The sequence below is a fragment of the Achromobacter seleniivolatilans genome (assembly GCF_030864005.1).
In the GTDB taxonomy this organism is placed as follows: Bacteria; Pseudomonadota; Gammaproteobacteria; order Burkholderiales; family Burkholderiaceae_B; genus Achromobacter; species Achromobacter seleniivolatilans.
Map to the genome: position 1 here is coordinate 703,329 of NZ_CP132976.1, position 23,839 is coordinate 727,167.

30 protein-coding genes are annotated in these 23,839 nt (G+C 59.5%); 22 read left to right on the forward strand and 8 right to left on the reverse strand.

From position 1 onward, the window contains the following. Position 1: 1 nt before the first annotated feature. From RAS12_RS03155 to aqpZ, 3 genes are all read left to right on the forward strand, one after another. The gene (locus RAS12_RS03155) at positions 2-586 is read left to right on the forward strand and encodes a glycerol-3-phosphate responsive antiterminator (RefSeq protein WP_306945043.1); all 585 of its coding nucleotides are present in this window, start codon (positions 2-4) and stop codon (positions 584-586) included. Positions 587-747: 161 nt separating this feature from the next. Beyond that, the gene (locus RAS12_RS03160) at positions 748-1,140 is read left to right on the forward strand and encodes a VOC family protein (RefSeq protein ID WP_306945044.1); all 393 of its coding nucleotides are present in this window, start codon (positions 748-750) and stop codon (positions 1,138-1,140) included. Between the two features lie 194 nt (positions 1,141-1,334). Then, positions 1,335-2,048: an aquaporin Z gene (aqpZ, locus tag RAS12_RS03165; protein ID WP_306945045.1), complete on the forward strand. Its 714-nt coding sequence runs from the start codon at positions 1,335-1,337 to the stop codon at positions 2,046-2,048. Between the two features lie 10 nt (positions 2,049-2,058). Here the strand turns inward: aqpZ and RAS12_RS03170 are convergent, their stop codons facing one another. After that, positions 2,059-3,276 (reverse strand): DUF1444 domain-containing protein, encoded by a 1,218-nt coding sequence (locus tag RAS12_RS03170; RefSeq protein ID WP_306945046.1) that lies wholly within the window; start codon positions 3,274-3,276, stop codon positions 2,059-2,061. 237 nt (positions 3,277-3,513) lie between these two features. Between RAS12_RS03170 and RAS12_RS03175 the strand changes: the two genes are divergently transcribed. The 3 genes from RAS12_RS03175 to RAS12_RS03185 all read left to right on the forward strand — a co-directional run bounded on the left by RAS12_RS03175 (position 3,514) and on the right by RAS12_RS03185 (position 5,406). After that, positions 3,514-4,077, forward strand: coding sequence for a cytochrome b (locus RAS12_RS03175; RefSeq protein WP_306945047.1), 564 nt, complete (start codon positions 3,514-3,516; stop codon positions 4,075-4,077). Positions 4,078-4,173: 96 nt separating this feature from the next. Continuing rightward, positions 4,174-5,031 carry a 3-deoxy-8-phosphooctulonate synthase gene (gene kdsA / locus RAS12_RS03180; RefSeq protein WP_306945048.1) on the forward strand — a complete coding sequence of 286 codons (858 nt, stop codon included), beginning with the start codon at positions 4,174-4,176 and terminating at the stop codon, positions 5,029-5,031. Positions 5,032-5,097: 66 nt separating this feature from the next. Next, complete coding sequence (locus RAS12_RS03185) at positions 5,098-5,406, forward strand: carbohydrate isomerase (RefSeq protein ID WP_306945049.1); 309 nt, start codon at positions 5,098-5,100, stop codon at positions 5,404-5,406. Here the strand turns inward: RAS12_RS03185 and RAS12_RS03190 are convergent. After that, positions 5,403-5,897: a GNAT family N-acetyltransferase gene (locus RAS12_RS03190; RefSeq protein WP_306945050.1), complete on the reverse strand. Its 495-nt coding sequence runs from the start codon at positions 5,895-5,897 to the stop codon at positions 5,403-5,405. The genes RAS12_RS03185 and RAS12_RS03190 overlap by 4 nt on opposite strands. Before the next feature lie 170 nt (positions 5,898-6,067). On the opposite strand from RAS12_RS03190, the gene RAS12_RS03195 reads away from it, so the two are divergent. Then, complete coding sequence (locus RAS12_RS03195) at positions 6,068-7,714, forward strand: PqiB family protein (protein ID WP_306945051.1); 1,647 nt, start codon at positions 6,068-6,070, stop codon at positions 7,712-7,714. A 158-nt stretch (positions 7,715-7,872) separates the two neighbouring features. Next, a complete protein-coding gene (locus RAS12_RS03200) occupies positions 7,873-8,130 on the forward strand; it encodes a hypothetical protein (protein ID WP_306945052.1) in 258 nt (85 codons plus the stop codon). Positions 8,131-8,196: 66 nt separating this feature from the next. Here RAS12_RS03200 and RAS12_RS03205 read toward each other — a convergent pair whose 3' ends face one another. From RAS12_RS03205 to RAS12_RS03215, 3 genes are all read right to left on the reverse strand, one after another. After that, positions 8,197-8,505 (reverse strand): hypothetical protein, encoded by a 309-nt coding sequence (locus RAS12_RS03205; protein ID WP_306945053.1) that lies wholly within the window; start codon positions 8,503-8,505, stop codon positions 8,197-8,199. Positions 8,506-8,630: 125 nt separating this feature from the next. Further along, the gene (locus RAS12_RS03210; RefSeq protein WP_306945054.1) at positions 8,631-10,052 is read right to left on the reverse strand and encodes an MFS transporter; all 1,422 of its coding nucleotides are present in this window, start codon (positions 10,050-10,052) and stop codon (positions 8,631-8,633) included. A gap of 101 nt (positions 10,053-10,153) precedes the next feature. Next, positions 10,154-10,744 (reverse strand): TetR/AcrR family transcriptional regulator, encoded by a 591-nt coding sequence (locus RAS12_RS03215; protein ID WP_306945055.1) that lies wholly within the window; start codon positions 10,742-10,744, stop codon positions 10,154-10,156. Between the two features lie 94 nt (positions 10,745-10,838). Here RAS12_RS03215 and RAS12_RS03220 point away from each other — a divergent pair, with 94 nt between their 5' ends. Next, positions 10,839-12,044 (forward strand): MFS transporter, encoded by a 1,206-nt coding sequence (locus RAS12_RS03220; protein ID WP_306945056.1) that lies wholly within the window; start codon positions 10,839-10,841, stop codon positions 12,042-12,044. A gap of 49 nt (positions 12,045-12,093) precedes the next feature. Continuing rightward, positions 12,094-12,492: a RidA family protein gene (locus RAS12_RS03225; protein WP_306945057.1), complete on the forward strand. Its 399-nt coding sequence runs from the start codon at positions 12,094-12,096 to the stop codon at positions 12,490-12,492. A 6-nt stretch (positions 12,493-12,498) separates the two neighbouring features. On the opposite strand, the gene RAS12_RS03230 is transcribed toward RAS12_RS03225, so the two are convergent. Then, on the reverse strand, positions 12,499-13,410 hold the full coding sequence (locus tag RAS12_RS03230; protein WP_306945058.1) for a LysR family transcriptional regulator: 912 nt from the start codon (positions 13,408-13,410) through the stop codon (positions 12,499-12,501). Positions 13,411-13,539: 129 nt separating this feature from the next. Between RAS12_RS03230 and RAS12_RS03235 the strand changes: the two genes are divergently transcribed. The 3 genes from RAS12_RS03235 to RAS12_RS03245 all read left to right on the forward strand — a co-directional run bounded on the left by RAS12_RS03235 (position 13,540) and on the right by RAS12_RS03245 (position 15,506). Further along, positions 13,540-14,694: a DSD1 family PLP-dependent enzyme gene (locus RAS12_RS03235; protein WP_306945059.1), complete on the forward strand. Its 1,155-nt coding sequence runs from the start codon at positions 13,540-13,542 to the stop codon at positions 14,692-14,694. 37 nt (positions 14,695-14,731) lie between these two features. Then, the gene (locus tag RAS12_RS03240; RefSeq protein ID WP_306945060.1) at positions 14,732-15,121 is read left to right on the forward strand and encodes a RidA family protein; all 390 of its coding nucleotides are present in this window, start codon (positions 14,732-14,734) and stop codon (positions 15,119-15,121) included. 112 nt (positions 15,122-15,233) lie between these two features. After that, complete coding sequence (locus RAS12_RS03245) at positions 15,234-15,506, forward strand: hypothetical protein (RefSeq protein WP_306945061.1); 273 nt, start codon at positions 15,234-15,236, stop codon at positions 15,504-15,506. Between the two features lie 13 nt (positions 15,507-15,519). Here RAS12_RS03245 and RAS12_RS03250 read toward each other — a convergent pair whose 3' ends face one another. Next, positions 15,520-15,822 (reverse strand): DUF2513 domain-containing protein, encoded by a 303-nt coding sequence (locus RAS12_RS03250; protein ID WP_306945062.1) that lies wholly within the window; start codon positions 15,820-15,822, stop codon positions 15,520-15,522. Between the two features lie 121 nt (positions 15,823-15,943). Between RAS12_RS03250 and RAS12_RS03255 the strand changes: the two genes are divergently transcribed. The 5 genes from RAS12_RS03255 (at position 15,944) to RAS12_RS03275 (ending at position 18,533) form a co-directional block, all read left to right on the forward strand. After that, positions 15,944-16,342 (forward strand): hypothetical protein, encoded by a 399-nt coding sequence (locus tag RAS12_RS03255; RefSeq protein ID WP_306945063.1) that lies wholly within the window; start codon positions 15,944-15,946, stop codon positions 16,340-16,342. Positions 16,343-16,435: 93 nt separating this feature from the next. Then, positions 16,436-16,756 carry a hypothetical protein gene (locus RAS12_RS03260; RefSeq protein ID WP_306945064.1) on the forward strand — a complete coding sequence of 107 codons (321 nt, stop codon included), beginning with the start codon at positions 16,436-16,438 and terminating at the stop codon, positions 16,754-16,756. Between the two features lie 371 nt (positions 16,757-17,127). Continuing rightward, the gene (locus RAS12_RS03265) at positions 17,128-17,331 is read left to right on the forward strand and encodes a cold-shock protein (protein WP_006220190.1); all 204 of its coding nucleotides are present in this window, start codon (positions 17,128-17,130) and stop codon (positions 17,329-17,331) included. A gap of 127 nt (positions 17,332-17,458) precedes the next feature. Beyond that, entirely contained in the window at positions 17,459-18,031 is a 573-nt protein-coding gene (locus tag RAS12_RS03270; RefSeq protein WP_371321245.1) for a DUF924 family protein, read from the forward strand. A gap of 295 nt (positions 18,032-18,326) precedes the next feature. After that, complete coding sequence (locus RAS12_RS03275) at positions 18,327-18,533, forward strand: cold-shock protein (protein WP_006225311.1); 207 nt, start codon at positions 18,327-18,329, stop codon at positions 18,531-18,533. A gap of 97 nt (positions 18,534-18,630) precedes the next feature. Here RAS12_RS03275 and RAS12_RS03280 read toward each other — a convergent pair whose 3' ends face one another. Beyond that, positions 18,631-19,173, reverse strand: a complete 543-nt coding sequence (locus tag RAS12_RS03280; RefSeq protein WP_306945070.1) for a TIGR00645 family protein — start codon at positions 19,171-19,173, stop codon at positions 18,631-18,633. A gap of 238 nt (positions 19,174-19,411) precedes the next feature. Between RAS12_RS03280 and loiP the strand changes: the two genes are divergently transcribed. The 4 genes from loiP to clpX all read left to right on the forward strand — a co-directional run bounded on the left by loiP (position 19,412) and on the right by clpX (position 23,703). Further along, a complete protein-coding gene (gene loiP / locus RAS12_RS03285) occupies positions 19,412-20,167 on the forward strand; it encodes a metalloprotease LoiP (RefSeq protein WP_306945072.1) in 756 nt (251 codons plus the stop codon). A gap of 166 nt (positions 20,168-20,333) precedes the next feature. Next, positions 20,334-21,644, forward strand: coding sequence for a trigger factor (tig, locus tag RAS12_RS03290; protein ID WP_306945074.1), 1,311 nt, complete (start codon positions 20,334-20,336; stop codon positions 21,642-21,644). Between the two features lie 4 nt (positions 21,645-21,648). After that, positions 21,649-22,302, forward strand: a complete 654-nt coding sequence (clpP, locus tag RAS12_RS03295) for an ATP-dependent Clp endopeptidase proteolytic subunit ClpP (RefSeq protein WP_306945076.1) — start codon at positions 21,649-21,651, stop codon at positions 22,300-22,302. A gap of 102 nt (positions 22,303-22,404) precedes the next feature. Continuing rightward, positions 22,405-23,703, forward strand: coding sequence for an ATP-dependent Clp protease ATP-binding subunit ClpX (gene clpX / locus RAS12_RS03300; RefSeq protein WP_306945078.1), 1,299 nt, complete (start codon positions 22,405-22,407; stop codon positions 23,701-23,703). The last annotated feature ends 136 nt before the right edge of the window (positions 23,704-23,839 follow it).

A 23,839-nucleotide genomic window follows, 5' to 3' on the forward strand; every position in this document is an offset into this window, starting at 1 on the left:
CATGGATAGGTCATTCGGGGCATGTCTGGCGCGTCATCCTGTCATCGCAACGATGTACGGACTTGAGCAGATCAACACGTTTGTAGGCAGCGTGGCCGAAATCGGCATCGTTGCCAATGTCGAGCTGCGCAAGCTGGCGCCTGTCATCGCCACGTTGAACCGGGCGGGCAAGTTCGCCATCGTCAATATCGACAGTTGCGAAGGCCTGTCGCAGGACAAAGGCGGGGTCGAATACCTGGCCGATATCGGCGTGGCCAGTCTGGTGTCGACCCGGGTGGCCACCATTCAGCGCGCCAATCGTGCGGGTATGGTCACTATGCAAAAGGTGTTCGTGACCGACCGCTCGACCTGGCCGCGCAGCGTCAAGGCGCTAGAGCAGAGCGATCCCAACCTGGTGCAATTGATGCCTGCGCCGATGCTCAAGCACATGGCCGAACAAGACCTGAAGGCCTTGCCGCCAATCGTCGCATCGGGTTTTGTCTGCAATCAAACGGATATCGGCATCGCCATGAAGCATGGCGCGGTGGGCGTATCGACCAGCGATCACGCCTTGTGGAGCCTGGACCCCAAGCAAATCAAGGCCTGACAGACAGAGCGTCAGTTGCTGTTGCCGCCCAGCCCGCGTACCGGTTGGGCGGCATCTTCCCCGCAGGGTGCTGGATAAAAAAACAGTAATCTGGTCCAATTCGGAAATGACTGCCGCCCGTCCGCGCAGCATCCGTTCCACCCGCTACTTCTGAGCTGACCATGAAATTCGGATACACCATTGTTTACGTGCCTGACGTGGCCGCATCGCTGTCGTTCTTTGAGCGCGCATTCGGTTTTTCCCAGCGCTTCCTGCACGAGTCTCAAACCTATGGCGAATTGGATACCGGCGAAACCACGCTGGCGTTCGCCGCGCTAGAGCTGGCCTCCATGAACTTCGATGGCGGCATCGTCGAAGCGTCGTCGTCGCCTAAACCGCTGGGCATGGAAGTGGCGTTCGTTACCGCCGACGTAACCGCCGCGCACGCTCAGGCACTCGCTGCGGGCGCTACCGAACTTACCGCGCCAGCTGCGAAGCCGTGGGGCCAGACGGTGTCTTATCTGCGCTGCCCGGATGGCACGCTAGTGGAGTTATGCACGCCTGTGAATGGCTGATCTGCGCTGAACAGAACGGGTGTTTCTACATCCCCCGTTTGCACGATCCCCGAGTTCCGACGGTCACTGTACTGTAGGTTGAACCAAGCGTTCGCTTCGTTCCGACCAAAAGAATTGTCAAGATTTTCAATTGTTTGAAGTCTTGATTTCTGCCTTGGCCTACCGTTGTGGATTTTCGCATTTGGGGAGTACAGATGTTCTCGCTATCCAAGCGTTGTGGCGCGGAGTTCTTCGGCACGTTCTGGCTGGTTCTTGGCGGGTGCGGCGCAGCCGTACTCGCTGCCGGATTTCCTGGGCTGGGTATTGGTTTTGCGGGCGTGGCGCTTGCCTTCGGCCTTACAGTGCTGACCATGGTGTTTGCCGTAGGCCATATTTCCGGCGGCCATTTCAACCCCGCCGTAACGGTCGGGTTGGTGGCGGGCGGCCGGTTTCCTGCCAGGGAAATTCTGCCGTACGTCGTCGCTCAGGTGCTGGGCGCGATCGTCGCGGCGGCTGTGCTGGCCTGCATCGCCAGCGGAAAACTGGGCTTTGATCTGAAGGGCAGTCACTTCGCTGCCAACGGCTACGGCGCTTATTCGCCCGGCAAGTATTCGATGCTGTCCGCGCTGGTAACCGAAATCGTGCTGACGGCGGGTTTCTTGTTCGTCATCCTGGGCGCGACCAGCAAACGCGCACCGGCAGGGTTCGCAGCGATTCCCATTGGCTTGGCGCTGACATTGATCCATCTGATCAGCATCCCGGTTACCAACACCTCGGTAAACCCTGCGCGCTCAACGGGACCCGCCCTGTTTGTTGGAGGCTGGGCGTTAGAGCAGTTGTGGCTGTTCTGGGTAGCGCCTATCGTGGGTGCCATTCTTGGCGCGCTTGCCTACCGGCTTGTTACGGACCCGGCAGCAGAGCGCGCCTAAGCCCTCGCGGTCAGGTCACTTCGTCCAGTTGTTCAAGCTGGGCGTCTTCCGGAAACCCGTTGGTTCGGTAGCGGATGGGGTATTCGGCTTCAGGTGTCAGCAGCGGTTCAAGCAGATGCGCCGCTTGCGCCCAAGACACCACCCGCACGTCGCCCAGATTGCCGTCAGCGTCTGGGCGCACCAACGCCAGGCGGTCTACCTTGGGTAGCGACGTGTCTACGTCGCGCGTCCAGGACGCTAGCGAGAACGAAGTGGTGGGATCGTCGCTCTTCGTGAAAAGGTTGTAGCCAGCCAGGTAGATATCCTTGCCTTGTTCTTCATGGATACGATCCAGCGTCTCTTTTTGCATGTCATATTCGGCCTTGGCCAGAAGCCGCGCCAAATGGGCCAGACCATGTTCCAGCGCGGCGTCAGCCGGCTGGTAGCGCACAGCCTGCCTGTCCTCAAACCGGTACATATGCGCGCTGACCGCCGATCCGCTCTCGATGGCCAGATGGCAAAGCTCGACCATATGACGCAAGCCAGCCTCGTCGTTGTCGCCGCTAACCAGCAACACGCTGCGGGTGGGCATCATGAAGATCGGGCGGCCCAGGACCGGCAGCCGTTCAAGCATGTCTGGCAGCAGGACGCGGCTGGTGTCGTAGCCGTCCCCCCAGGTGCCGTTGTAGACGCCCGTTACCAGTTCAGTGAAGTTATCCGGCTCTTCGCGCAGATTGTCGATCGCGACATCCATCGCTTGCTCAAACGTCAAACCCCATGCGGCTTCGGGGCCATTGGTCAGCGTGGAAATCGCCTGCGGATGATCCAGAGCCAGCAACACGACGCACTCTTCCCCAAAGGGCCGGTAGGCGGGGTGGAACGAGGCGTCATTGCCGTCCGTCCGAACGTGCTGCAGACGTACGTGTTCCAGTGAGCTGCGATTGCGGATAACAGCGCGCAGCAGCGGTCTGGCTTCCGCCAACGATTGCGGGGTTGCGTCTTTGCTGCTGGAAAGTGCAGACACAAAGTTCTGCAAAGCGCGTTTCCGCTCGGGGCCACGGGTGGCGCAGTAGGCGTGGTACGCATTGTGCAGGTTGAAAAATGAGCCTTCGCCCAACAACAGGCGGAACTCATCGGCCTTGTACGAAAGCTCATCCTTGAAACCCTGCTGGCGCGCGGCGGCGACAAACAGCTTGGCGAATTGGTCCGGCGAGGGCTTACGCCGGAAAAGAGCATCGAGAAAACCCATTTGCATACCTTCGATTCGGGTGCGGATGGCGTTTGGGGCGCGATCCGCGACCGGACATTGTGGCCAGTGATCCCCCGGGCGTCCAGCGGTATAAGGCTGGCGGCGGGGCGGGGCATGAGTCCAAACTTGGAGATAGAACCAGTGCTTGATAGGCAGCGGCCCGTTTTATGCAATCAGGACGCTGTAAGTCAGAAATCAATACGCTTGCAGGTCTATCACGGACAAAGAGCGCCGCTTGTGACAACCCCCACTGTACCCGCCGCCCAATCAGGGGTGGCGCATTATGACCGGGCGTCCATCACCTTTCATTGGCTCACCGCCGTGCTGGTGGTTGGTCTGTTCGCACTGGCAGAGATCTGGAGCTTTCTCCCTCGCGGTACGCCGACCCGGCGCTTGTTGCAATCCCTGCACATCTCTTTCGGCCTGGCCCTTGCCGCAATATTCGTCTTGAGAGTCATTTGGCGCGCCTGTGCGGGCCGGCGCTTGCCGCCGGCCTCAACCGGGTTGCTTCGGGTAGCTAGTACTGGCGTACACGGTCTGTTGTACCTGTTGTTGGCTACGCAGATTGTTCTCGGCTTCCTGTTTCGCTGGGCGCAGGCTGAACCGTTTGCATTCTTCGGTTTGTTTGATGTGCCTACGCTGATTCAAATCGATCACGAGCAACGTCGGTTCATTGGCGGACTGCACGACACTGTCGCCTGGATCATCATCGTTCTGGCTGCCGTGCACGCCCTGGCTGCGCTGTTTCACCACTATTTTCTGCGTGATGGCGTGCTGCGCCGCATGCTGCGCAGTCGCTGACCTCATCGAAATTCAGGCAAGCGGGGTGAAATCCGGCATGAGCAGGTTGTACATTACGCACTACTACCTGCCTTATTTCTACAGGATTCACCCATCATGACCGCCCCAGAAGTCGTTATTTCCTCGTCGATCAGCTGCGCGAACGATCGCCCCTTCGTGCTGTTCGGCGGCATCAACGTGCTGGAATCCAAGGATCTGGCGCTGCGCGCCTGCGAGGAATACCAGCGCGTGACCCGCAAGCTGGGCATTCCGTACGTGTTCAAGGCGTCGTTCGACAAGGCGAACCGCTCATCGATCCATTCCTATCGTGGCCCCGGCCTGGAAGAGGGATTGAAAATATTCGAAGCGGTCAAGAAAGAGTTTGGCGTGCCGGTCATTACCGACGTGCATGAACCCTGGCAGGCCGCGCCGGTGGCCGAAGTTGTCGACATTCTTCAATTGCCGGCTTTTTTGGCGCGTCAGACGGATCTGGTGGTGGCCTTGGCGCAAACCCAGCGCGTGATCAATATCAAGAAACCCCAGTTTCTGAGCCCGACCCAGATGCTGAATATCGTCGAGAAATTCACCGAGGCCGGCAACGACAAGTTGATCCTGTGTGATCGAGGCACCAGCTTTGGCTACGACAACCTGGTGGTCGACATGCTGGGATTTGGCGTGATGAAGAAAGTGTCGGGTAACCGCCCGCTGATTTTTGACGTGACGCATGCCTTGCAACAGCGCTCGGCCTTGGATTCCGCATCGGGCGGCCGCCGTGCACAGGTTGCCGAGCTTGCCCGCGCTGGCATGGCGGTGGGTCTGGCTGGCCTGTTCCTGGAAGCGCACCCCGATCCCAAAAACGCGAAGTGCGACGGCCCCAGCGCCTTGCCGCTGGACAAGCTGGAACCCTTCCTGACGCAACTCAAGCAGCTGGACGATCTGGTTAAATCCTTTGCCGCCATCGATATCGAACCCTGACGCTGGCTGTCATGCCGCCTTCGTCAACTTGTTATACGATCCAGGCCTTCATTTAGGGAGGCCTGGATGTCTTTGTTCGTAATCGTCGCTGTTCGAAAAGAACCCGTCAGCGGGCGTATCGCCTACGTACGCTGGGGGCAGGCTGAACGCGGTGTGCCCGGCTGGGTGACCGACCCGGTCACGGCGGCGGCCTCGGAAGTGATCGAGGTCATCAAGGATGGGGCGGAAGTCGAAAGCGCCATCAGCGTGGACGGCATGAGCGTAGCGGCACGGCCGGTACGGGTGCTGGTGGATGAGGTTGGGCGCGAGCACCTTGCGTCTGTGCCCGTGCCCAGCTCCACCTTGCACACCCTGTTCGACTTGCCTGAGTTTTAAGCGGCTTGACGGCGGCCTTCCGCGAAATGGAGCAGCGCGTCGTCGGTCAGGCGGTAGCGTATCCATTCTTCCATCGGCAATGCGCCGATGGACTCGTAAAAGTCGATGGCGGGCTTGTTCCAGTCCAGCACGCTCCATTCCAGCCGCCCGCAATTGTTGGCCACCGCTTCTTGCGCCAGATGGCGCAGTAAGTCGCGCCCCGCGCCAATACCGCGTTGTTCCGGCGTGACGTACAGATCTTCCAGATAGATGCCGTTTTTGCCCAGCCACGTGGAATAGCTGTAGAAATAAACGGCGTAGCCGATCGGTTTACCATCCAACAGGCACATCAGCGCCTTGGCTGGCGCTTGGGGCGCGAACAGGGTGCGTGTGACATCGTCAACACTGGCAATTACCTCGTGGGCGGCTCGCTCGTAAACGGCCAACTCGGTGATAAAAGCGTAGATTTGGGCCGCATCCGATGGGGCGGCGGGGCGAATGACGAGGCTCAAGGCACGTCTCCTGTATTGTGGGACGATTATCCTAACCGCTAATGGAGTGGGTTGCAGGCGTGCCGGCGACACAGGGGGAATCCCTCACTTGCGCGGCGGCCGCTGCGGCGCGACGCTTGCAAAGGATACTGTCCCTAAGTCCAGACGCGCGCACAAAGAGGTTGTCCTCTATGTCAGAGCTTGGTCCTGCTGTTGGAACACCGCCGTCTGCGCCGCCCAAGCGGCGCCATTTGTCCTGGATCTGGCTTGTGCCCCTCATCGCGGTGGTGGGAGGATTGTTGCTGGTGCTCCAGGTGTGGATGAACGCAGGGCCCACGGCGACCATCCACTTTCAGACGGCAGAGGGGCTGGAAGCTGGCAAAACGCAAGTCCGCTACAAGGAAGTCAACGTCGGTATCGTTCAACGGGTGGCGCTGAACCCCGAGCGCTCGGGTGTGGTGGTGACGATTCGGCTCGACAAGGACGCAAGCAGCCTGTTGCGGGAAGGCACTAGGTTCTGGGTGGTACGGCCCCGTCTATCGGCAAGCGGTATCTCTGGCTTGGGCACCTTGCTGTCGGGCGCCTACATTGGCGTTGATCCGACCGGGCAGAAGGGCGGCACGCACCAAGATAATCCGCAGTCGGCGGTTCAATCCGTCTTTACGGGGTTAGAGCTGCCCCCGGAAGTTGCCCAGGACCGCCCCGGCAAGCGCTTCATGTTGCGCGCTCGTGACCTGGGTTCGCTGGATGTCGGATCGCCCGTCTATTACCGGCGCATTGCCGTCGGGCAGGTTGTGGCCTATCACCTTGCTACCGACGGCGACGGGGTTGATGTACAGATCTTTGTCGATGCTCCCAACGATGCTTACGTCAATGACGGCTCGAGATTCTGGAATGCCAGTGGCGTGGATTTCAGCGTGGATGCCCGCGGCCTGAAAGTGCAGTCGCAGTCTTTGCTGTCGGTGTTTATCGGGGGGCTGGCGTTTGACACGGTGGAGCAGCGAGCACACACAGCGGCTGCGGCCGACGCAGCGTTCACGTTGTATTCGTCTGAAGAGTCCGCGCGGGCGCGGCCCGATGGAATACCGATGCGTATCCGCATGCGCTTCGATCAATCTGTCCGGGGGCTGGTCGTTGGGGCGCCGATCGATTCCTATGGGGTCACGATTGGCAACGTGGAGGCGATCGATCTGGATTTCGACGGCACAACGAAACAGTTCTATGCCGTTGTGACGGCCACGCTGTATCCCCAGCGTTTAGGGGAAAAGACGTTTGGAGAAATCAGCAAGTTCGCTGGGGGCGATATGGCGCATCCCAGCGGCAAGCTGCTGGCCGCCATCATCGAACGCGGGACACGCGCGCAACTGCGAATCGGGAATGTGCTGACGGGGCAGTTGTACGTGGCCATGGTGGTGTTTCCAGATGCCAAACCCGTGCCCTTCAAAATGGAGGACGTACCATTTATTCCCACCGTGCCGAACAATCTGGATCAGTTGCAGCTACAGATCAGCAGCATCCTGACCAAGTTGGATCGTGTGCCTTTCGACGCATTGGGTGCAGAACTGAGTGCTGTGCTGCGCAACACGTCCAGCCTGACCAAGCGTTTGGACACGCAACTTGCACCTGAGGCCCAAGCCCTGTTGCGCCAGGCCAATCGTTCTTTGGCTACCGTGGGGGGGTTATTGGCTCCGGATTCAGGTCTGCCTGTGAATACGGACTCGGCCCTGAAAGAGTTGACCCGGGCCGCCAAATCCCTAAGAGAACTGGCTGACTATCTGCAAGTGCATCCGGATGCCTTGTTGCGGGGCCGGGCAGCAGACAAGGCAATCAAACGGTAGATTCTTCAGTGACATTCCTGCCCGGCATTGCGTCGTGTCAGGCGTGTCTAGCCACGTTCATACGAAAAAGAGGGCGGGTACGAGACTTGCTGCCACTGACAGCGCGACCGGATGCCGGGATATGTGACGATGGCGCGGTATGCGAAGGGGGGATTGGCATGGACCATAGTGAAATGATGGCGCGGATGATTTCGCAGCCCGTTGCACCCGATAAGCTGGATGGTTGGGATGGGATTCTTTCGGCGTATGCGGATTGTTTGCTTCAGGTGCAAGCCAAACTTTCAGATGCGGATGTCCGGCGCTTTCTGGAGGTGGGCGCGCTGGTGTTCCGTAATTGTTGCCAGGAAGAGGCGCGGCAGCGATGGACCGCCGAAGAATTGGCAGCCTTTCATCGTAAACGTACTTTTGGCTTGTAATTGCGGGGCGCTGGCCGGGCGTGACGTGCTTGCTCGGCGGGCCGCCGCCGTGATATCACGGCGGATTCAGAACAGACACTGTCTGATCGCAAATTTGCGGCCAAAGGCGCGCACTTCGTCGCCTTCAACCGATGCCGCAACATCCCAGTGCTCGCCGCGCGTCACCAGCAAGGATTGGCCGGCAAAAGCATGCCGGAACGCGAATTGCCAGAACGCGGCTTCTGATCCCACAGGTTCAAGGTCATGAGGGCCTATCATCAGCCGCGCAGGGCGGGGTGTGGCGCCAAGCGTCCATCGCAACGCGATGGCAAGAAACGCGAATCGCGCCGCGATCGACGATGGTTGCACACACAGCAATCGAATCTTGTTGCTCATGACCGTCACCCTCTTCAGGTGGTATCAGCGTAGCAAAGACGGTTATGACGTTCTATACCGCTTTTGGCGGATTCGCGCGCATATATGCCAAATTTGGGCATAAGTGCCGGGTTGAATTCGCTTTCTCAACCTTTACGCGTCACGCGTGCCAGCAATAGCAAGGCTAGAGCAGGCGCCACGGCAAATGTCGCGAACAGCCAGCGCGCGGCTTGTTGTGTGCCAGCGACGCCGCCAGGGTCCGCCAATCCTGCGCTGTTGGTGATGATTCCGGCCAAGGCCGCCGTGACTGCGGCGGCATACAACTGCACAGTCGTGATGGACGAAGAGGTCAAGGTTTCTTCACCGGCCGGTGCGGCATTGAAGATTCTCGTCAGCAGGTGCGGCCACGCCAGGCCTATACCGAAACCCACGCCCGCCAGCGCGACCACATATACCGTCAGCCCCGCAGCCGAACCCAGAATCGCCGCCTGCGGGGTCATGATCGCCAATCCGATCAGCGATCCCAAGATGATGACGGGACTTAGCCGCAGCATTCGATTGGCCTCGGCGCCTGTGCGAGTCGAACTGGGCAGGGCTGCCAGCGTCCATCCCGCCGCCATTGCTGCCGTCATGTAGCCCGCGGCCAGCGGGGTCATGCCATGGATGACTTGCAGAAAATAAGGTACGAAAATCTCGGTGGTGATGGCGGCTACGGTCAGGCACATGACCGCATACAAGGCGCCCAGCGGCGTGCCTATCGAATAGGCGCCTGACGGCAGAAGGCGGCGCGTGGCGCGTGAATCGACTTTGGCGATCAGCATGGCAATGGCCAGTCCCAGAGCAATGCCCGCCAGATTCCAACCCCATTGCTTCGACAGGCTGGCCAGTGAAATCGCCAGGACCGATGCGACAAGCAATGCCAGCGTGGTCAGAGGCAGTCGGGTGCGAGAGACCGCCTGGGTAGATGGCTTTCCGCTCACTTTGAAGCTCACGATCAAAGCCAGAATCGCCGCCACCGGCAGCAAGGCCCAAAACGCCAGCCGCCAGTGGCCAGTTTGTGCAAAGACGCCTCCAATGGCTGGCCCGCACAAAGTGGCTACTCCCCACATCCCGGATACCAATGCCATTGCGCGTGACCAAAGGGCGGCGTCGAACACCAGTCGGATCAGCGCGTAGCTCAGGGCAAACAATATGCCTCCCCCCAAGCCCTGCACGCTGCGCCCCGCAAGCATGACCTGCATGCTGGGCGCCAAAGCACAGACGATGGACCCCGCAGTGAATACCGCTACTGCCAACAGATAAGCCGCACGCGGTCCTAACGTTTCAATCAGCTTGGCCGACAGGGCGGACCCGACAATCGACGTGACGACGAACAGGGTCGTGTTCCAGGCGTAGTACTCCAGTCCGCCGATATCCTGAATCACGCTTGGCAAGATGGTAGTGACGATGTAGACGTTGACCGCGTGCAGTGCCACGCCGCCTGCCAGCGCGATCGACCGCAGCGCATTGGCCCCGCTTAACAAGTCTGCCCAAGACGCATTCGAAACAGTGCTGGAATTGCCGCTCACGGCGGTCTCCTTTATTTAAACAAGCAATTGCTTGGATAATAAGTTGACCAACGTGGAACAGCAAGCAGCCAATCGTTGAGCGCGGCGAACGCGGTCAGCGTTTATCGTGGCCGGAGCAGGCCGCGTAACATCAAATCGAGCGCGTTCTGGGCTTGCGCAAGACGCAGGGGAGCATCGTCTGGCGCGCCAGCGATCCAAAAAGCGCCTTCGGTCAGGGTGCCGTTGATCAGGCGGGCAAGCGCCTCGGGTGAAGCAGCGTCAATCACCCGTTCGTCGATCAGACGCTGTAGCAGCGTGACAAGCGAGGCGATGCACTGTTGTTGCGCGGCATCTGATGCGGGTCCAAGCACCGCCCGCGCATCCTGAAGCACGATGCGGCGAATTTCGGGCTCTGCCGCCATCTGCAGGTAGGCGCGGCAGCGCTCCCGGAATGCCGTCCAGGGATCGGCGACCTGGGCTGATATTGCATTCAATCGATCATCTATTTCGCGATCGATTTGTTCAACGACCGCGGCCAGTAAACCTTTTTTGTCACCGAAATGGTGATACAAAGCCCCTCGCGTCAGCCCCGCTGCGGCGGTGAAATCATCCATGGACGTGCCGGCATAGCCCCTATGCTGAAAGGCGTGCCTGGCCGTGGCCAGCAGCTTGCCACGAGTGGCCTCGATCATTTCCGCGCGGGATCGCGACATGCCAGTCTCCATTTACATACGCTGCGTATATTAATTGACATACGTAATGTATGTGAATAGGATTTCGCCGTCCACCCGGTTTTAAAGGTTAGTTGTGCCCAATCCGTATCGTGAGTTGTTCAAAGCGCCTGGCGCCATCGGGTTTGTATTGGCCGGGGCGATTGCGCGCCTGCCGCTTCCGATGATCGGCATCGGCATCATCACGATGCTGTCTCAGGTGCGCGGCGCCTACACCTTGGCTGGCGCCGTGGCGGCGACATTTGCGCTGGCCACGGCGCTGATGGCGCCACGTATTTCCCGGCTGGTGGATCGCCATGGGCAGGGGAAGGTGTTGCCGGTAGCGGCGGGCGTATGCGTTATGGCGCTGATCGGCCTGGCGGCTTGCGTGCAATGGAATGCGCCCGATTGGACGCTGTTCGTGTTCGCGGCACTGGCCGGCGCGTTACCCAGCATGCCAGCCATGATACGGGCGCGCTGGACGGAAATTTTCCGCGATCAGCCTGAGTTGCGCACGGCATATGCGTTGGAATCGGTGGCTGATGAATTGAGCTTTATTGTCGGACCGCCGGTGGCGGTAGGCTTGAGCGTCGTGTTCTTTCCGCAGGCCGGCCCGCTGGTGGCCGCGTTATTGCTGGCCGTGGGTGTCACCGCGTTTGTTTTGCAACGGGCGACCGCGCCCACGGTGCAGCAACGAGAAGCCGGGCGCGAAGCATCGGTGTTGCGCATGCCCAGAATGGGTCCGCTGGTTGCCCTGATGACCGCGATGGGCGTGATTGTCGGCACGATCGATGTCTTGAGCGTCGCGTTTGCCCGGGCACAAGGCATGCCCGCAGGCGCCAGCCTTGTGCTGTCTGCGTATGCCTTGGGTTCGTGCGTGGCAGGTTTGGTGTTCGGCGTGCTGAAGTTCCAGATGCCGCTTGCGCGCATGTTGTCGATCGCCGCAGGCGTGACTGCGTTCACAACCGTGCCCCTGCTGCTGGTGAATGATCTGATCAGCCTGACGTTAGGTGTGCTGCTGGCGGGGCTATCGTTTGCGCCCACCATGATTATTGCGATGGCGCTCGTTGAAAGCAGCGTGCCATCCCGGCGTCTTACCGAAGGCCTGACGTGGCTGGTGACGGGCTTGGGCGCGGGGGTGGCGGCGGGGGCGGCGCTGGCGGGCTGGGTGGTGGATCACTACGGCGTAAGTGCCGGCTTCTGGACGGCGGTCGTGGCAGGCGCCATCGTGCTGTTGGTATCGTTGCCAGGCGCACGCGCAAGCGCTATCAAACACGCTGCTGCGTCTGATAGCGGCCGCTAAAATGGCGGCTCCGGCGCGCTGGGGGGCGCGCCGTTCACAGGAGCACGCTATGTCTAGAACCGTCATCAATCCCGATACCGTTTTCAATTCCGTCCAATACGGATTCAGCCAGGCCGTCATCGTGACCGGGCAGCGGCGCATGCTGCTGTCGGGTCAGGTTGGCGTCGATGTCAACGAACGCACCGTCGGACCCGGCCTGCAAGTGCAGACCGAGGCAGCATTGGATAACGTTGAACGTGTGCTGGCCGCGGCGGGCGGGACCCTGGCGCAGGTAATCATGCTGCGCATCTACATCTGCGAGACGGTCCGTGAAGAACAAGAGGTGATCGCGCAAGCACTCAGAGATCGCTTCAAGATTGATCCGCCGCCCTCATCGTGGGTCATCGTCAGCGGGTTGTCGTTGCCGGAATGGCTGATCGAAATCGAAGCCGAAGCCATGCTCGACTAGGCTGCGTCAGAGTTTGTCGCGCCAGGGTGTCATGGCAAACGCCGCGCGCAGATGCGCTAGAAAGCCAGCCGTCCGGGCGGAGAGATCCTGGCGCGATTTCACTAGCGCGACGACGTTGGCTTCGGGCAGGTTCCAGCCCGCCAGTAACGGCACCAGCGCGCGTGACTGCACGTGTTCCGCAACATCCCATTCAGAACGCGCCACGATGCCGTGGCCGGCCAACGCCCATTCGACGGCGGCGGCGCCTGTGTTGCTGGACAGCACTGGCGCAATGCGCACGCCAACCGCCGCACCCCGGCCCCGCCTGAATCGCCACAAGGTGACGTCCTCGTCGTTTTCGCGTAAGGCGATGCAATCATGATCACGCAAATCTTCCGGCTTGGCGGGGGCGCCTCGGCGGCCCAGGTAGGCGGGCGACGCGCACAAAATACGGCGGTTCGGCGCAAGCGGATAGGCGACCAGCGTGGAGTCGCGCAATTCGCCTATGTGCACCATCACGTCCCAGTTGTCCGTCGCCAGCCGGGGAGGGCCGTCAGACAGGGTCAAGCTGGCGGTGACATCTTCGCTATTCTTGCGGAATTCGGCGACCAATCCGGCAACATACCGTTGGCCAAAACCCAGGGGCGCGACGACGCGAAGGTGGCCGGCAACGACGCCGCGCCTGCCCGCCAGTTCGTCGGCCAACTCGTTTAGTTCGCCGCAGATCTGACCTGCGCGAAGCGCTAGCAGCCGGCCTTCATCGGTCAGAGCCGTGCCGCGTCCTGATCGATTCACCAGCCGTACGCCCAGGCGTTTTTCCAGCGCGTGCAGGCGTTGGGTAACGGCGGGCGGCGTCACATCCAGGGCGCGGGCGGCCTGGGCGAGGGAGGAGGTCGCCGCCAAGCTCAGGAAAAAGCGCAGGTCGTCAGTGGTGATCATTCAGCTTCACCTTAATTGAAAATTAAGGTCTGATTAAACACGCAATGCGGCAAGCGCGCCATACTTCCAGCATCCGGAACCTGGTCTGCCCAGCGTTCTTATGAATTGCCCTGACTTGTCGAGAGCCCCATGACGCTAGCTTCTACCCCCGCCACGCTGAACACTCTGGAAACGCCGTGCCTGTTGCTGGACGAAACACGCATGATGCGAAACATCGAGCGCTTGAACGGATTGATGGCCAGCCATGGGGTTCAACTGCGCCCGCATTTGAAAACGCCTAAATCGATCGAAGTGGCGCGCAGGGTCATGACGCATCCCAATGGTCCCGCCGCCGTGTCCACGTTGCAGGAAGCCGAGCAATTTGCTGCGGCGGGCGTGACCGATTTGCTTTATGCAGTGGGCGTCTCGCCCGCCAAGCTGGATCGTGTGCTGGCTTTACGCCAGCGTGGCGTGGATCTGACGGTGGTAGTCGATAGCATCGAGGCTGCGCGCGCCGTGTCCACGCGGGCCCTGGCGGCGGGCGCAGACGTTCCCGCCTTGATCGAAATCGATTGCGACGGCCATCGCGCGGGTGTGCAGCCGGGCAACCATGAACAATTGCTGGCGGTTGCCCGAGTGCTGCATGAGGCCGGTTGCCTGCGCGGCGTCATGACGCACGCTGGCGAATCCTATGGCTGCCGCAGTGTCGAGGCCATCGCCGACATGGCCGAACAGGAGCGCTGGGCAGCGGTCAGTTGCGCTGAAGCGATTCGCAAGGCTGGTCTTCCATGCCCGGTCGTCAGCGTGGGGTCCACGCCTACCGCCCATTTCGCCCGCAACCTGGATGGGGTGACGGAAGTACGCGCAGGCGTCTATGTGTTTTTCGATCTGGTGATGGCGGGTTTGGGCGTGTGCTCGGTTGATGATATTGCTGCCACCGTGTTGACGACGGTGATCGGCCATCAGGCTGATAAGGGGTGGATTCTGGTCGATGCGGGGTGGATGGCAATGTCGCGTGATCGCGGTACGGCCAAGCAGCCGGTGGATCAGCTGTATGGCCTGGTGTGCGATGTGAATGGCAAGGTCTACCCGGACTTGCTGCTGGCCGAAACCAATCAAGAGCAGGGCATCATTACCTTGCGCGCCGGCAGCTCGGCAACGTTGCCCGATTTGCCGCTGGGCACGAAATTGCGCATTGTTCCCAATCACGCGTGCGCAACTTGCGCCCAGCACGAAGCCTATGAAGTGGTTCGCCCTGGCGAGCCGGAAGTCGTGGCGCATTGGGAACGCTTTCGCGGCTGGTAAGCCGGGAGCCGTCCGAATACATCAAAAGGAATCGGATATGGAATTGATTTCAACGCCGCACGCCACACCGCCGGCGGGTCACTACGCCCAGGCCGTACGCGCCAATGGCTTCGTATTTGTGTCTGGACAGCTGGGCTTTTTGCCTCCAGCAGAGGCGGGCGCGCGGCCCCAGCTTGCACTGGGAGCGTCTGCGCAGACCGAACAGGCCATGCGCAGCGTGCAAGCCATTCTGGAGGCTGCGGGCGCGTCGCTCAGCACGGTTGCCAGCGTGACCGTATACATCCCAAATATCGGCCTCTGGGACGAAGTCAACAAGGTGTATGAACGCTGCTTTGGAGAGCATCGTCCGGCTCGGGCCATCGTGCCTACGGGTGATCTGCACTACGGCGCGCTGGTGGAAATCAGCGTCGTCGCCATCGCTGCGTAAATCCACCTGACTGACTCTGAACGCGCCGGAGTGGCCCTGAACGAGCGGCTGCAGCACTGTGCGACGCGCCTATAATGCGGACGCCTCAATGCCTTTGGCGGAGAACGTTCGCATGCAGTACGAATATCTGTTCTGGTCCATGGCCGCGATGGTGGCGGCCGCGCTGATCGGCGGCTCGCTCTGTGGCCGCTTGCGCTCGGTCAAACATGTGCTGATGGGGGTTGCCGCGCTGGCAGTGGCGGTCTTCGTGGCCGTCTTTGTGCTGTCGCGCCACGGCGGCTTTGCCGACTTATCGGCGATGCTGTCGATCGCCGCATTCATGTTCAGTCTGGTGATCGGCACCGCCGCGTCCTTGCTCACGCGGCGCATTTTGCAGCGCCGGTGAGCCTGCGGACGCCTTACTCTTCGGCGTCGAACGTCTCGGCGTCTTCCTCGTCGTCTTCATCCTGTTCCAGGGCGTCATAGCCCTTCCAGGTGATACGCCAGCGCGTTGCGCCTGCGGTCGCTGCCGTTTCGCTGACCTGCTTGACCAGGCCGGCATCCGCGAGCAGATCCAGGTGATGCGCAATCAGTTGCTGACCTTGTTCTTCGGGATGAGGGGCCAGGGCGGCGTTCTTGATATCGTGCGTGCTCAAGTTGGGGCCCGGTGCGTCGCGCAGGGCGCCCAGAATCGTGACGACCAGATCGAAATCGCGTTGCATGATGTTCACCGTGTAGAAAAATGAATAGGCCGACGATAGCAGAGTTCCGTGGCGCGAATGCGACAGGTGGTGTGGCCGGGTTACAGTGCAAGGTTCTCGATAACCGATACCACTGAACTCTATGAAGAAACCCGCTGAACGCGATTGCCTCGCGCTGATTCCCGGCTACACGGGCCAGGCTGCCAAGCTCTTTCTTTCGCGTGGCGAAGACGGCGCCATCAATGGTGTGACGGTGTACGACCTGCTGGGTCACGTCAAGCAGCAGGGCGAAGCCGAAGCCGCCGCAGCCTGGGTTGGCGAATGGCTCGCCCAGGAAGCCGACAATCGCAAGGCCCGCCGCACCAAGCTCTTGGCCCAAATGTTCATCTGCAAGCTGACTGGCGCCGAGAAAGACGCCTTCCTGGCCGCCCAGAAGCCGCTTATCCGCATGCTGGCGGATGCCGGGGTCAGCAGCCGTAGCGTTGCAGCCACGTCTGGAGCCGCCCGGCAGTCCCTCGGTCCGAATGTCAAGAAGCATTAGCCTAAGGCTGTTATAGTCGCGCCTGGGCGTGAGCTTGCACCTGCTAGGTGCGTGCCCAGGCGGGCTTTGCCCGCGAATCAAGGAAGATTGAACATGGAAATAGTAAGTCGGCACATTGCCGACGTGGCGGGCGGCGTCGAGCTGCTGACAACGCTGGATGGCGAGGGCATCACCGCCTACGTGGTGGTGGGCGTAAACGATCTCAATGCGATCGCTGACATCGTGCCCGTCGAAAAAGTCGAAGCAGGGGCGGATATACACGCATCTACTGTCGACAATGTTGATAATGCGCAAGAACAAATCGACCAAGTCCTGGAAAATATGAATCCCGGAGACGTGGCGGTTTTCCTTTGCTCGAGTGACGACGCTTATGGCGCGGCGCTCGATTTGTTGGGTTTACCTATCGACGAGTAAGCCTGGCGGCAAACCAAAATGCTGATCTAAATGGCGTATGAAAGTTGTACGCATTAGTCGGCATTTATATAAGCCCTGATTGTTTTTTTATGTTGTGTATGGGTGTTTACACCTATGCAGGGCTTAGTTTTGCCTATTAAAACGTGCGACTTTTTTGCACAGTTTCTCTTTGTTGCATTATTGGCACGTATTTTTTAGGATTATGTTGACTTGTGAGGGGAACATAACGATAGTGTCGGCACACGATCACAAGCGTTGCGATTTTCGTTCAGTGCCGTGCCTTTTCCGGCTCAGCGTTATTGTTCTACTGTCCCCTCCTTGATTGATTCGTGACCTCCGGGCATTTGCCCATTATCTCTAGGAAATACAGTATGGAAACCGGCGTCGTTAAGTGGTTCAATTCGGAAAAAGGCTATGGCTTCATCACCCCGGAAGCGGGTGGTAAGGATCTGTTCGCTCACTTCTCCGAAATCCAGGGTTCTGGCTTCAAGTCTCTGGAAGAGAACCAGCGCGTCAGCTTTGTGACGGCAAATGGCCCCAAGGGCCCGCAAGCCACGAAGATTCAAGTCCTGTAAAGGTCTGAGTTTTCGGAAAAAGCCCCTTCGGGGGCTTTTTTTATTTTGCACGCGGTATTCTCTTGTTGTTGGGGCTGGCAGCTGCAAGGGTGCTCTTGCAGGCCATATACGCCTCCAGGACGCCGCCATGATTGTTCCACCCCTAATGTCACCTACGCCCCTGTCCACGCAGCCACAGGACGTTGTAGCGTTCTGGCTAGAGGCCGGGCCTCAGCAGTGGTTTGCCAAGAGCGACACGTTCGATGCCGAGTTTCGCGGGCGCTTCGAGCAAGCGCATTGGGCCGCAGCGGCGCGTCAGCTTGATGCCTGGCTCGAAGACGCAGATGGCGCGCTGGCGCTGATGATCCTGCTGGACCAGTTTCCCCGTAATGCCTATCGCGATACTGCGCACATGTTCGCCACGGACCCGTTGGCGCAGTACTTTGCCGAACATGCGATCTCGTTCGGGCACGACTTGGCCGTGGATCCTCGGTTACGCCAGTTTTTTTATTTGCCTTTCGAACACTCCGAAAGTCTGGTCACTCAAAACCGTGGCGTGGCATTGATGGAACTTTTAGACGCTGATTCTTTGCGTTGGGCGGTCCTGCACCGCGACATCATCAAGCGCTTTGGCCGCTTCCCGCACCGCAATGCCGCGCTAGGCCGGCAGACGACGCAGGCCGAACAAGAGTTCCTGGACTCCGGCGGCTTTGCCGGGTAGCGGGCTGGGCATGACAAGTCAGGCCAAAGGGGAGCGGGCAGCTGTCGGTATCTGCATGTATCTGTTCATGCCAACGTGAAAATATCGGGTTGCGGCGGATCGTCTCTATAGATCCGTCGTTCGCATATTTGACGTTTTTCTGCGTTCACCAATACACTGGGTTCAGCGAGATTTTCAAGAGACGCGGTCTGCGTTTAACTTGTTGCCGTCAGTGGTGCTGCGGTTGCTTCCTCTCCCATCCTTGATGATCTGGCGCCCCGCGAGCAATCGCTTTTTCTAGGTTCAAGGACACTCCATGGCAACCGGCATAGTTAAGTGGTTCAACGCCGAAAAGGGTTATGGCTTCATCATGCCCGACGACGGTAGCAAAGATCTTTTCGCCCATTACTCTGAAATCCGCAGCGAAGGCTATAAGTCCTTGCAGGAAAATCAGCGCGTCACCTTCGAGGTCGGTACCGGCCCCAAGGGTCCGAGCGCAAAAAACATCAAGGTCGCGGCCTGACCTTTTCCGGGTAGCGCTCCGGGCATGTCCCCGGTGTTCGGCCCATAAAAAAGCCCCCATACGCAACGTATGGGGGCTTTTTTTAGGGCGTTTTTTTTCAGTGCTTGGCAGGCGGCGTTGCCAGCTTGTCCACCAGGGCGATGCCCAGCGCTGACAGGATGAACAGCGCGTGGATGATCGTCTGCCACATTACGCCCGCTTCCGTAAAGCGAGCGTTGGGCGTGCCGATTGTTCCGGCTTCAATGAAGGTGCGCAGCAGATGGATGGACGAGATGCCGATAATGGCCATTGCCAACTTGACCTTCAACACGCTGGCATTGACGTGGCTTAGCCATTCCGGCTGGTCGGGATGATTATGCAAGCGCAAACGTGACACAAAGGTCTCATAGCCGCCCACGATCACCATGACGAGCAGGTTGGAAATCATGACCACATCGATCAAGCCCAGCACCAGCAGCATGATCTCCATTTCACCAAAGCTGTTGGCATGCGTCAGCAAGTGCCACAGCTCTTTCAGGAACAACAGGACATAGACGCCTTGTGCGACGATCAGGCCCAGGTATAGCGGCAACTGCAGCCAGCGGGAACTGAAAATCAAGCTGGGCAGCAGACCTAGGCGGGGAGGGGGGTTCTGGATCATGTTGGGTGCGAGCCGAAGGGGGTGTGCGAAAAAAAGCGCGGCGGCAATTCTATCAATGCCTCGTGACGGCAGGAATCTGTTTTTTTTGTCGGTAGCATGGTTGGATATGTCTTGCAGCACTTTTATGTAAGCGAACCTGCCATTTGCGAAACTGTGTGGCGAAACGGTTAGAGAGCTTTCGGCGTATATAGAATTGCCCGCTTCTTCGCACTGAGCCAGTCAATAGGAGTTTGTTCTCATGAAGATCCGCTACACCGTCGCCGCTTTGGCAGTTGCGCTTGCCCCTTACTCGGCCTCGCATGCCCTGGATATCGGGGGCCTGGTGGGAGCTGGCAGCAAAGTGGTTCAAGCCGCCACCCTGAGCGATGCCGATCTCAAAACGCTATCGGACAAGGCCTGCGCACAAAGCGATTCTCAAGAGAAGATCGCCGCGCCGGGCAGCAAGTACGACGCCCGTCTGCAAAAGATTGCCAAATCGCTGGGCGGCACGGTCAACGGCCAAAAGGCCAGCTACAAGGTCTACCTGACCAAGGACGTCAACGCCTGGGCCATGGCCAACGGCTGCATCCGCGTCTACAGCGGCCTGATGGACATGATGACGGACGACGAGGTCCTGGGCGTGGTTGGCCACGAAATTGGCCACGTTGCGCTGGGTCACAGCAAGAAGGCCATGCAAACGGCCTACACGGTCGCCGCTGCCCGTGACGCGGCTGGCGCTGCTGGTGGCGCCACGATTTCGGCCCTGAGCTCGTCGCAGCTGGGCGACGTGACCGAAAAGTTCATCAATGCGCAATTCTCGCAATCGCAGGAAAGCGCTGCGGACGATTATTCGTTTGATCAACTGCAAGCCAAGAAGCTGAATACCCGTGGTCTGGTCACCGCGTTCCAGAAGCTGGCCGAGCTCGATGGCGGCAAGAGCGATATGATGAGCTCGCACCCGTCCTCGGCAAAGCGCGCTCAGCACATCGAAGATCGCATCGCCAAGGCAAAATAAGACGTCCAATCGACGTTTGCTCTCCCATTCCGGGTGGAAATGGGGCGCGAGTATCCGGGCTTTTCCGGGGGCTCGCGCCCCTTTGCGTCAGTGTTCCGGAAGTTTCCGGTAAAATGGCGCGTTTATCCGCCCGTCATCTCTTATCTCTCGGAAAATAGGTCTTTTAATGCAGCCTGTGGTTGAAACCCTCTCCGGCCTGGAGCGCCGTGTTGATCTGGCCGTCTCGGTGGCCGACGTCGAAAAGGAAGTCCAGGCGCAATTAAAGCGCGTGGCTCGCACCGCCAAGGTCCCCGGCTTCCGCCCGGGTAAAGCTCCGCTCGCTATGCTCGAGCGCAGCCATGGCCCCAGCATCCGCTACGACGTGATCAATAGCCAAGTTGGCCGTGCCTTCGAACAAGCCATCGACGGCGCCAAGTTGCGCGTCGCTGGCGCCCCGAATCTCGAGCCCAAGACTGAAGGCGTTACCGACGACACGCTGGCGTTCTCCGCCACGTTCGAGGTCTATCCTGAAGTCGCCGTACCGGATCTGTCGGCTCTGGCCGTGACCCGCTACGAAACCCCGGTCACCGACGCCGAAGTGCAACAAACCCTGGACGTTCTGCGTAAGCAGCGCGCCACGTTTGAAGCCCGTGCAGACCGCGCCTCGCAAGACGGCGACCGCGTCACTCTGGACTTCGCCGGCACCATCGACGGCGTGCCGTTCGAAGGTGGCAAGGCTGAAGACTTCCCGTTCGTGCTCGGCCAAGGCCGCATGTTGCCGGAATTCGAAGAAGCTGCTCGCGGCCTGAAGGCTGGCGAAACCAAGGTCTTCGAACTCAAGTTCCCCGACGACTACCAAGGCGTGGAAGTTGCTGGCAAGACCGCTGAATTCACCATTACCGTCAAGGAAGTGGCTGAAGGCGTTCTGCCCGAGCTGAACAGCGAATTCGCCAAGTCCCTCGGCCAAGCCGAAGGCGACATCGAAAAGCTGAAGGCCGACATCCGCAGCAACATCGAACGTGAAGTCAAGACGCGTTCGGCTGGCCGTACCAAGTCCAGCGTCATGGACGCCCTGGTCGAAGCCGCCAAGTTCGACGTGCCGAAGTCGCTGGTCGACAACGACGTTCAAGGCCGTGTCGCCGCTGCTCGCGAAGAGCTCAAGCAGCGTGGCATCCCCAACGCCGAATCCGTGCCGATCCCGGCTGAAGCCTTCTCGACCGAATCCGAGCGCCGCGTCCGTCTGGGCCTGTTGGTGTCGGAACTGGTCAAGGAAGCCCAGCTGCAAGCCAAGCCCGAGCAAGTTCGCGCGCGCATTGAAGAATTCGCCGAAAACTACGAACAACCCGCTCAGGTTGTCAGCTATTACCTGGCTGACCGCCAGCGTCGTGCTGAAATCGAGGCTATCGTGCTGGAAGACAATGTTGTCGCGCACGTGCTGGACAAGGCTAAGGTCACCGAAGAAAAGGTGCCTTTCGATCAGTTGATGGGGATGGCGTAACACTATGCAGAGATTCACCGATTTCTATGCGGCAATGAATGGCGGGTCTTCGGTGACCCCCACCGGCCTGGGCTACATTCCCATGGTTATCGAGCAGTCGGGGCGCGGTGAGCGCGCCTACGACATCTACTCGCGTCTGCTCCGCGAACGGCTCATTTTCCTGGTGGGCCCGGTCAACGACACAACGGCCAACCTGGTTGTGGCGCAGTTGCTGTTCCTGGAATCGGAGAATCCTGACAAGGACATTTCCCTGTACATCAACTCGCCTGGCGGGTCGGTGTACGCGGGGATGGCCATTTTTGACACCATGCAGTTCATCAAGCCGGACGTATCCACCCTGTGCACGGGCCTCGCGGCCAGCATGGGTGCGTTCCTGCTGGCGGCTGGCAAGAAGGGCAAGCGTTTCACGCTGCCCAACTCGCGCATCATGATCCATCAGCCCTCGGGCGGCGCCCAAGGTCAAGCGTCCGATATCCAGATTCAGGCTCGCGAGATCCTGGACCTGCGCGAACGCCTGAACCGCATTTTGGCCGATAACACCGGCCAGACGATGGAGCGCATCGGGTTGGACACGGAACGTGACAACTTCATGTCAGCCGAAGATGCGGTATCGTATGGACTGGTGGACAAGGTAATGACCTCCCGCTCGGAAGGCTGACTTCCCGGTTGATCCAAGCCCGCTGCCGCCAAGTTTGCGTAAGCGCATGCGCCGGACCCTCTATTCGGTCTGGCGCATCTTTACCTGAGATACGAAACAAATATGCCTGAAAAAAAGGGATCGGCAGACGCAAAAGTGCTGCATTGCTCGTTTTGCAATAAAAGCCAGCATGAAGTCCGCAAGCTGATCGCGGGTCCGTCGGTATTCATCTGCGATGAATGCATAGACCTGTGCAACGACATCATCCGCGAGGAAGCGCAAGCTACCGCGCGTGCGGCGATTCGTTCCGAACTGCCTACTCCGGCCGAAATCAAGACGTTCCTTGACCAGTACGTTATTGGGCAAAACTCGCCCAAGCGTATGCTGGCCGTGGCCGTCTACAACCATTACAAGCGCATTCGTCACGGCGAGATCAAGGGTGACGAAGTCGAGCTCTCCAAGAGCAACATCATGCTGATCGGCCCCACGGGGTCGGGCAAGACGCTGTTGGCTCAGACGCTGGCGCGCATGCTGAATGTGCCTTTCGTCATGGCCGATGCAACCACGCTGACCGAAGCCGGTTACGTGGGCGAAGACGTCGAAAACATCATTCAAAAGTTGCTGCAAAACTGCAACTACGAAGTCGAGAAGGCGCAACGCGCCATTATCTACATCGATGAAATCGACAAGATTTCCCGCAAGTCCGATAACCCGTCCATTACCCGTGATGTATCGGGCGAGGGCGTGCAACAGGCTTTGCTGAAGTTGATCGAAGGCACGGTCGCCTCGGTGCCCCCGCAAGGCGGGCGCAAGCATCCGAACCAGGACTTCGTCCAGGTGGATACGACCAACATTCTGTTCATCGTGGGCGGCGCCTTCGACGGACTGGAAAAGGTCATCCGGGATCGCACCGAGAAATCGGGCATTGGTTTCTCGGCATCGGTTCGGGCCAAGTCCGAGCGCGGTGTGGGCGAGCTCTTCTCTGAAGTCGAACCCGAAGATCTGATCAAGTTTGGTCTGATTCCCGAACTCGTTGGCCGTCTGCCCGTGGTCGCCACGCTGGATGAGCTGGACGAGGCGGCTTTGGTGCAAATCCTGACCGAGCCCAAGAACGCCTTGCTCAAGCAATTCCAGAAGCTGTTTGCCATGGAAGGCGCTGAGCTTGATCTGCGGCCCGCCGCATTGAAGGCGATCGCCCGCAAGGCGCTCAAGCGCAAGACCGGTGCACGTGGCCTGCGTTCCATCATCGAGCAAACACTGCTGGACACCATGTATGAGCTGCCCTCCCAGGGCAACGTCAAGCGTGTGGTGGTGGACGAGAACGCCATCGAAGGCGAGGGTAAGCCTTTGTTGATCTACGCAGACGAGACCAGCGCGGCTGAAAAGCCGGAGCGCGGAGAAGTCCGCGACGCCGCGGCCTGATATTTCAAAAAAGCCCGTTCCTGTAACGGGTTTTTTTCCTTCCGGCAGCCCATTGCGGGCATTTTTTTTTGCCTTTCGATTATCGGGCAGCCGGGATCTTGAATTTTCGGCTATTGTTCCCATAACAGACGTAACT